Annotated in this window: 9 protein-coding genes; all 9 read right to left on the bottom strand. The window is 41.7% G+C overall.

What is annotated here, in order from left to right; translation table 11 throughout:
- Entirely contained in the window at positions 1-669 is a 669-nt protein-coding gene (locus tag R8N49_RS23880; protein ID WP_318190102.1) for a hypothetical protein, read from the bottom strand.
- Between the two features lie 38 nt (positions 670-707).
- On the bottom strand, positions 708-1,709 hold the full coding sequence (locus R8N49_RS23875; protein ID WP_065274159.1) for a PIN domain-containing protein: 1,002 nt from the start codon (positions 1,707-1,709) through the stop codon (positions 708-710).
- A gap of 240 nt (positions 1,710-1,949) precedes the next feature.
- Positions 1,950-3,398 (bottom strand): ATP-binding protein, encoded by a 1,449-nt coding sequence (locus R8N49_RS23870; RefSeq protein WP_318190101.1) that lies wholly within the window; start codon positions 3,396-3,398, stop codon positions 1,950-1,952.
- 20 nt (positions 3,399-3,418) lie between these two features.
- Complete coding sequence (locus tag R8N49_RS23865; RefSeq protein WP_318190100.1) at positions 3,419-4,276, bottom strand: DNA polymerase; 858 nt, start codon at positions 4,274-4,276, stop codon at positions 3,419-3,421.
- Between the two features lie 210 nt (positions 4,277-4,486).
- On the bottom strand, positions 4,487-5,227 hold the full coding sequence (locus R8N49_RS23860; RefSeq protein WP_318190099.1) for a hypothetical protein: 741 nt from the start codon (positions 5,225-5,227) through the stop codon (positions 4,487-4,489).
- 362 nt (positions 5,228-5,589) lie between these two features.
- Positions 5,590-6,810, bottom strand: coding sequence for a hypothetical protein (locus R8N49_RS23855; protein ID WP_318190098.1), 1,221 nt, complete (start codon positions 6,808-6,810; stop codon positions 5,590-5,592).
- 142 nt (positions 6,811-6,952) lie between these two features.
- The gene (locus tag R8N49_RS23850; RefSeq protein WP_180766487.1) at positions 6,953-7,126 is read right to left on the bottom strand and encodes a hypothetical protein; all 174 of its coding nucleotides are present in this window, start codon (positions 7,124-7,126) and stop codon (positions 6,953-6,955) included.
- A 71-nt stretch (positions 7,127-7,197) separates the two neighbouring features.
- On the bottom strand, positions 7,198-7,572 hold the full coding sequence (locus R8N49_RS23845; protein ID WP_025536544.1) for a hypothetical protein: 375 nt from the start codon (positions 7,570-7,572) through the stop codon (positions 7,198-7,200).
- Positions 7,573-7,667: 95 nt separating this feature from the next.
- Positions 7,668-8,138: a hypothetical protein gene (locus tag R8N49_RS23840; RefSeq protein WP_318190103.1), complete on the bottom strand. Its 471-nt coding sequence runs from the start codon at positions 8,136-8,138 to the stop codon at positions 7,668-7,670.
- Positions 8,139-8,295: the final 157 nt, after the last annotated feature.

Raw genomic sequence — 8,295 nt, 5'->3', positions numbered from 1 at the left:
CTATTTCACAACTCGTAAGTATGAAGGTAATCGAATACTCCCAACTTTTTGAGTCTGATCATTTAAGAATGTTAGCTTTGCATCATCAATTAAGTTTTCTAACTTCTCAAGATAATATCTACACAACTCTTCAATAGACTTGGTTTTTAAAGAGTCTTCCTCTGGTACAGGCAACTCACTGAAATGTTGCTGCACTTTGGCCATACTTTCTGGAATTTCCACGTAATACTTTTCTTCAGTACCATCTGCTAGCTCAATAACCCAACCACTTCCACCTGATTGATCACCGATAAAGAAGCTTTGTGCCCCTGGAGGAGGATTCCCAAGCTTCGCAATATCACCAGATGAAATAGTTGCCGTGACAGATGTGCTAATAGGTAACTTGCCTTGCTTCAATATCTCATTTCTGAGCGTAACGAAATACTTCATGACAACATCCTGCTTCATTTCTTCTTGTAAAGGGATGTACCACTCGTTAAATGCCTCTTCACCAACAGGTGTTTTCAGGTTTTGAAGAACAAAAGTAACCGAACGTCCAAATACGATAAGGTTTCTTAAACCAGAGAAGCGACGAAGACGTGAAATTGATACAAGGTCGTCATAGCCAAATCGGGCAGTCTGATACGTATCCTCAGCTTTCTGAATTATTGCTTTTATTTGAGTTTCCATTACTCCCCCCGAGGAGAATTCAATTAGTCAATATAGCTTTAAGTATCCAGCATGTCCCACTCATCACCCAGCAACCATCTTAGAGCAGAAAGCTTCCCATTTATCATACCCCACTCAAAGTCATCCCAAGGGCCAACATCATCGTATTTTTGCCTTACCCGGTCGGCTGAAACTAAAGCACCATCCCATATATGTTGGTGAATGATATTATTTCCATTCCTAACAGTTCCTTCGGGGATAAGCTCAATTTGACCTTGTTCTATCATATGGGCGCGATACATATGTCGGTTGTACCAAACTTTGTCAGTTAGCTCTTCTATAGAGTCCAAAATTTCATTAAGTCCACGGGTATCTTCCTGTATCCAAGATAACTCTAACTCAATTTCCTCCAACATATCGGGAGAAATATTTTTTACCGCATCAACAATATCTAGATGGTAATGAGCATTCTCCGAAAATATAGAAGAAAAATCAGAGTGAGGTTCCCGCCGATCCTTGGAACTAAAATCAGAGTAATTGTCGGTTATAAAATGAAATTCCCCATCCAAAATTGTGGACTTAAAGTCTTGAAACAATTCAATCAAGATTGCATCTGCAACACTGTTTTTTGACTTGTGGAAGGGAGCTAATTTATTTAATGCACGGTCAACAGCCTTTAGCTTTATTCCCTCAGAGACGGTAAGTTGCCGACTACTTTCCATCAAAGCTGTAAGCCTATCAGCCATGTAACCCGTTACTTCCGTAAGTATTGGCAACCTAGAGCCAATATCATTTAGTTCACTTATCGTGGTAGATTTATTTTCCCCTCCATATGCATTAACGATATTTTTTATTTTCTGGAATTCGGCTCCGACCTGCTGCCTTGTTGATTCAAGAACTCGATCTCGATTCCGAGAAAATTCATTCTTTACTAAATCAGGGACCACTATTTCAACCTGGCCTGATTCAACTAAATGCTCCAATGTTTCCACCAGAGCATATTGATTCTTTGACTTTGCTAGGTTGAGCCAAATACATGTATCGATAAACAAATAGTGCATATGTTCCTTCTTGAACTAATCCATTGCATGCTTATTGTAACGCACAACCAATAAGCGCTTTGATACATATGACACAGTTAGTACTTAAGATAAGGCAACAGGATTGAAGTTACACACCGAGCTATCATAAATTTCTCAGTAATCTTGTCGTCGTCGACGTCTATCACCAACCGCCAACGATGACACTAAAACAAAAAATCCGGCACCGATGACCAAAGCCACCGATGCCGGATGTGTTTATTAAATCAAAGGTTTATCTGAAACCATAATGTAACGCTCTGCATCTCGTCCAAACTTGAAGTAAATGCCATTCGCATTCAAACTCGATTCTTGCCCCTTAATCTTTGCTGACAACGCCGCTGCACCTTTAGGTAGGTACATGCTTTCTTCAAACTTTTGAAGCTTATTCAGAAGCTCGGAAGGTTTGCCCTTCCACGGCTCATCTCCAGTTTTCTTAAGCAATGCCGTAAAAGCAATCGTTAGACTATCATCTGCCATGCCCGACGCCATCAAAGACTCTACATTCTTCGCGTACACTTTTTGCAGCTTACCCTCTGGGAGTTTCCAGATTTTTTCTAGCGCTCCTATCCATTTGGCATAGTCCATCATTCGCGCTTCGTGCATCACCTCAACATCAGGCAATACCGCCAACGCTTTGGATGCAAGAGTCAATAAGGCACCGAATATCTCTGGCATAGATGCTTCTAACTCAGCTTTCAGCTCTTGCTCAGGACGTCGATTGCCTTTATTCATCGGTTCCAAGTTGACTCGGAGACAACGGGAAGCCAAGTCGGATTCTTTAACAAAATCATGAATACCATTTAGCACCAGTGGGCTATGTAGTTCTAGCATCGTTACTTCTGCTGTCTTGTACAGTGTTCGCTTCGTCATTGTTCCCTTGGTAGCTACGGTACAAAGCAAATCACTTTGTCGCTTGGTCAAACTTCTAAGGTTATCAATAACAACTAGCGACATACCGTTGATGGTCAGAACAAAATCACTCTGTTTAGGGAAAGCCATTGCTGAAACAGCGCTTGGGTCTAGCAAACCACGAAGCACGTTATTGCAGAAGAAGCTTTTCCCCGCACCCTTTTCGCCTTGAATCATCAAGATAGGGTAAGGAACACCTTTCGCCTTAGGATGTGCCATTAAGTAAGTCATGTAAGCGATCAGCAAGAAGAAAGTATTCGTGTCGGTATTAATGAACTTTCTCAGCTTTGCCAAGGCTGATTTGGTGTCGTCACATGGCAACTTAGGCGTAACCATTGGTAACTGAAAGCTCGGTCGCTGAAAATAGAGATTCTCATTACTAGCGGGCATTGTATCCAACACTTCAACACCTTGAGCGCTAAGTTGAGCAATCTGACCGTTCGATAGGTCAATGGTCACTGTTTCAGTTCCCGGAGCCATACCATATCGAATTTGAGGTTTAATCAACGGCTGCTCATGCTCCCATGCGATAGCTTTGACTTCCTCGAATGCATCTTTCACGTTTTTACCAACCAATCTTAGTTCTACTCGCTTAGCGAACTTACGCAGCATCTGCTCTCCCTTATCAGAAGCCAATGGGATAGCTTGCTTAGACTCTCCGGTATGCTCAATCAAATATGGTGTACGTGACTCGTCCTGCTTAACTACGCTAGGGGTAAACTGTTCTAAGAACTCTGCGAATGCGTTTTTATCAGACATTGTAAAAATCTCCTTTAATACTATTTTTCTTGGGATGGCAGCATCATTTCGACTGCCACTTTCAAACGGAAACCATTTAGAACATCGGCGGCGGCGGCGGCGAGAGCCTGAGTTGCCGCATCCAATTGGTTTTGAAATTGTGCTTGTTCTAACCTCACCAAGAACGAATCGTGGTTAGTGAGTAGAAGTGGGATATTGGCATCATCAAGACGTAGGCAGGCTCGGCGCATAATGTCGGCACCTGTTGCTTGGATCTTCCAATTAGTTAGCGAGAGTTGCCCGTCCAAATCCGAAATGGTGTATTTCCAATCTAAGGAACGAGCGAAGCCTTGATTCCGAATAACATCGGCAGACTTAGCGAGATAGCGGTCAATTGGGTAAATAAGACGAGATAGCTCATTAGACAGAGCTCTAACTCGACTCAACACAATCCCCAGTTTTTCAGCGAGTGTCCGATAACCGATACCATATAAGCGCCCAATGAGCAGTTGCTTACACTGGTCACGGCTAAATTGGCCGCCAACTAACTGAACGATATTTTTGTATATGTCTCCCTTTTGGTACCAATGCATGAGCACCTGACATTGCGCAAAATAAGCGGCAATCATGGGCTCTTGTTGCTGGTAATCTAAAAGGGCATAAACACTGCCTTTAGGTGGGCTCAGTACAGACTTCCAGTACTGCTTAGGAACTTGGTTCAGAGAAGAACCAAGAGCATGGTCACGACCTGTTTTAGTATGAAAAGCCGAGACGACCGGACGATACCAATGTCCGGTAGAATCTGTGTTTAGTGCTTTAACAATGCCTTGATATTGCTTAGCTACGAATTGGCTTGTACCCGATTTTTTCTGTGAGTACGAACCAATTCGCTTAAGCATTGCAGCACGATTTACTCTAATCGCTTCTCTACTCTTTAGATGCTCTATATGCCGGGTAATGCGACGTTGAACATCTAAAGAGGGCAAGCTTGAAACAGATTTAACCTCTTGAGCAATATGGTCAGGTAGGTAACCTTGCACAGAGTGAGCAAGTAACTGTTTATTCAGCGCATAGGTATGTGGTCCAAGACCATAACGTACTATTGCAATTCATGCTGCAATATCATCGAAATCCAAATCATCAAGGTCAATCTCATCTTCAATTTCGATTTCTTCCAATTCTTCTAACGGCTCAGGGTCGTCCGAGAAAATTCCATCTTCGGAAGGATCTCTCACTCTTTCCTCGTCGGCGTCGTCATTACTCACTGGCTTTTGTTCAGTATCACCGTCAACGACGTCAACAAACTCACCTTTATTTCCCAACAACGCTTGAGCTACAGGATGTTCTAGGGAATCGATGTGATACTCTCCACCAAACGTTTCATCAAAAGCTTTCGCTACAAGAGACATATCAACATCGAATGGGGCAATATCATGCTCAACCGAGTAACTATAGACACCAGCCTCTTTGTTACGTTTTACGGAGATAACCGCACCCTCATCACTCACCTTCACCGCATCTAATTTACTGCGGTTCCAAGAGTTTGAAGGGTTGCTACTCAATAGAACAAAGCGAATCTCGTTTTTTGTCGTTTGCAGAACATGAAGTACCTTTTGAGATACTTCTTTTTTTGGTAATGACTGCGCAACATCGGCATCTACATAATATGTATACTTATATCCTGTCTCGTCATCGTATCGCTCAATCGTTAGCATTTTTTGTACTTCAGACTTCGTCATAAATGGAACACCATCTGACGGCATCATGTTTGACAATGCGTGACTAGGAATCTGCGCTTTGAAGTTAGCTACTTTTTCAGCCTGTGCATTTAGTTTTTCAAATAGACTCATATCATTCTCTCCTAAGTTATCAATAGAAATTAATGCGGTTTAATTCAGCATCGCAATAGGCAGCCATTCAGCTACCCATTAAGTTGCAAAATCAACATTCAAAAGTCGTAGAGCGTTACTTTCCAGATTGTTAAAGAGCATCGAGAAGGCGTTCCGTCTCGTTGGTTTGCATTAAACAGCAATGTCGTAGAGTTGAATTTCCAAAGTGCTTGCAATAGCCAAACTTATCGTTGGAACCTTCTTTCCTAACCACGAAATACATTTAACCAGCTCCCCCACGAAGATAATTTCCAAAGTGCTTGTAAAAGCTACAGGCATAAAAAAAGAGAAGCTTTCGCTTCTCTTTGGGCATCTAACTCACGCTACTTTGACTGTTGTGATTTCTCGTATGCATTCCTAATTTTACTGAACAAACTATCTGATATATAAGCAAATGGTCCATCATACTTCTTCCACTTACTAAACTCTGAATTGAGTTGCTTCTGTCTTCTGGCATAGCATTCATCATCAGACTCAACTACACCATCCTTCCCCACTTTCCTACTCACTTTATCCAGATAAAAGAAGCGATCATTTTTTGCCATTTCTTCTGCTGCTTTATTGGCAGACACTGCATTAACCTTTAACCATGAATATAGCCACGCTTTAATAAATAACCAGCGATACGTTGCTCTGATATCGCTAGCTTTGTAACCACCATGTAGACGAGTATAGATAAACGCATTGGGACTTTTTAATTCCACTTCTCGTTCATACTTGATACCCGTATGCTCCATTTCTAATTCTGCTGCCCGCTTAGAGAGCTCGTAGTAGAGCACCATATCCACATATCGCTTAGTATCTATCCTCAATAACTTCTCATATCCCATAGTAGTGAGTAGCTCTGATTGCAGGTCATCAACTAAACACTGCACATGGCTTACAATTGTGTCTTGATAGAGCTGCAATAAGGATTTGGCTAGTAAGGCGTATTTTTGATTAGGACGAAACTCTTCGAATGCACCTGTATTCATTACAGGTAGCTTCGATAGTAAAACCAATTGGTCTGCAACATAAGAACATTTATCAAGAATTTCGGTAAGAAGCTCTGGAGTGAACATCGCCTCTTCATTTCCTATTTGTGCTTTCAACACAGTACACAACCAGTTGTCCCATGCATAACAACAATGCTCAACCAATTCGACAAGCTCACGAGCCATCAATGTGACTTCATTATTGTATGGGTGTCGAAACTCTATCGTATGCATAATTCGATGCATCTCGGCTCTTACGCTCAACTCTAACGAGTCATTCTTAACTAACTGAGAAATAGGTCTTTCCAGTAATGTTTGACACTCCCAGTAGTACTCTTCAATGTCATCCAACCCAAAAAGGTTCATAGCAAAAATACAATAGGGCTTACTATTTCCGGGCATATCGTTGACCTTTATAGAAAGCTCATGGAATTGAGGATGTTCGTAGCTTAATTTTCCTCCTATTTTTAGCTGTTTAAGCTCCGGATGATGTTCTACGATATTTAGCTCAAATACTTGTAAGTCTTTATCTTTGCAATCTATCGTAAATGGCTGTCTAGCTTTACTCATTGTTCTTCAGATTTATCCAAAAAAACAATGATACCGTAACGATACTGAAAGCTTTAATGTTGTATCGTCGTCGACGCATTGTGAATCGACGTCGGCGACAACAAAAAAGCAGAGGTTATCCCCTGCTCACCTAGCTTGCCCGTCAATCATCTATAACCTCGTCGGCGACAACACCAATTACGAAGCCAGCTATACCACCAATTAATACCCCATATGGACCATACCTAGCCCCAATAGCAGCTCCGACTTTAGCCGCACGAATACCTGTGTTCTTTTTGGATTGGGATGATGATTGTGAAAAGGTTTTGCTTTGCATGTTTGCTCCTTCTGGGATGTAAAAAAGGGCAATACCTCTCGATATCACCCTTAACGATTTAATAACCCAGCTTACTTAACTGAATCGCATAGATGATTTGCGAAGCTACGAGTCATCATCTGACTTTGGTACTGGTTATTTAGCTTCAATGTATTGAGCCAGAACTCATCCCCATCAACTTCGAATTGCATAAATGCTTTCTGCTCTTGATTGCGGAAATTCACATCACCTTCAATATCCACGAAGATTCGACCCGATTTGGTTTTACCTGATTTCCAAGTTTCATTGGTGAATGCTGAGTCGATCATGTCCCCTATTACGTAAGGGCAACCATCTGGGCTGCCTTCTTTAATTGTCTGGATTGCATCATCTGTATCCGAACTAAATAGACCTGCTGATGCACCAAAGCTAGCTAGAACTAACGCACTGATTAGTAGTTTTTTCATTACTACATTTCCTTATTAGATTTACTGATTGAAGAATTTGGTAGTGATTGCTGTCGGTGTCGTCGGTACGACGTCAACGACGATAAATGGAAGGGTTATTTTGTTTTCTTGTCTGCGAGCGCTAATAGCTCTGCTTTTAGTTGTTGGTATTCGTCGCCTAGTACGTGAAGATAAATTGATGATTCGGACTTTTTGGCTAGACCTAAGTCTCTAACTATTGAGGCACAGAAACCTTGGTTATTGGCTGAACCTGAAGGATATAGGGATTTATAGACCTGACTTTTCCACGGACTATCACCTTGAGATTCGATCAACTGGAATAGTTCGTTAAGTAGAACCCAGTGTTTTGAATGCAATCCTGCCCCGCCACTTTGTCCCGCAATACGAAAGTAGAGTTGATCATCTTCACTGTTTTGAGCAATCTCGTAGAGCACCACTCCTTGGGCCTTTGCCCCTAATTTGGGTGCTTCACCTGTTTTGAGAATGGTAGAGAATGGATTGTCTTCTGGTGTGGTTTTAGATGTATCAACTTCTGAATTCTTCCTGCTATTTTTGGGTTGGTTCATAGAAACTCCTTTATTTAACTGAGCTAGAAATAAGAAAGCCCCTACCGGACGAATCCAGTAATGGCTCTTACAATTCAATAATATAAATTCGTTTTGCTGCTTGTTACGCCTAGGGATTTTTTCCTGTCTTTTTCCGGTACCGTTCCTGTCTTTCCAA

This window comes from Vibrio sp. 1978 (assembly GCF_033344345.1).
Note: the sequence above shows the minus strand (reverse complement) of the source record. Positions and strands in the feature narration are given on the sequence as shown.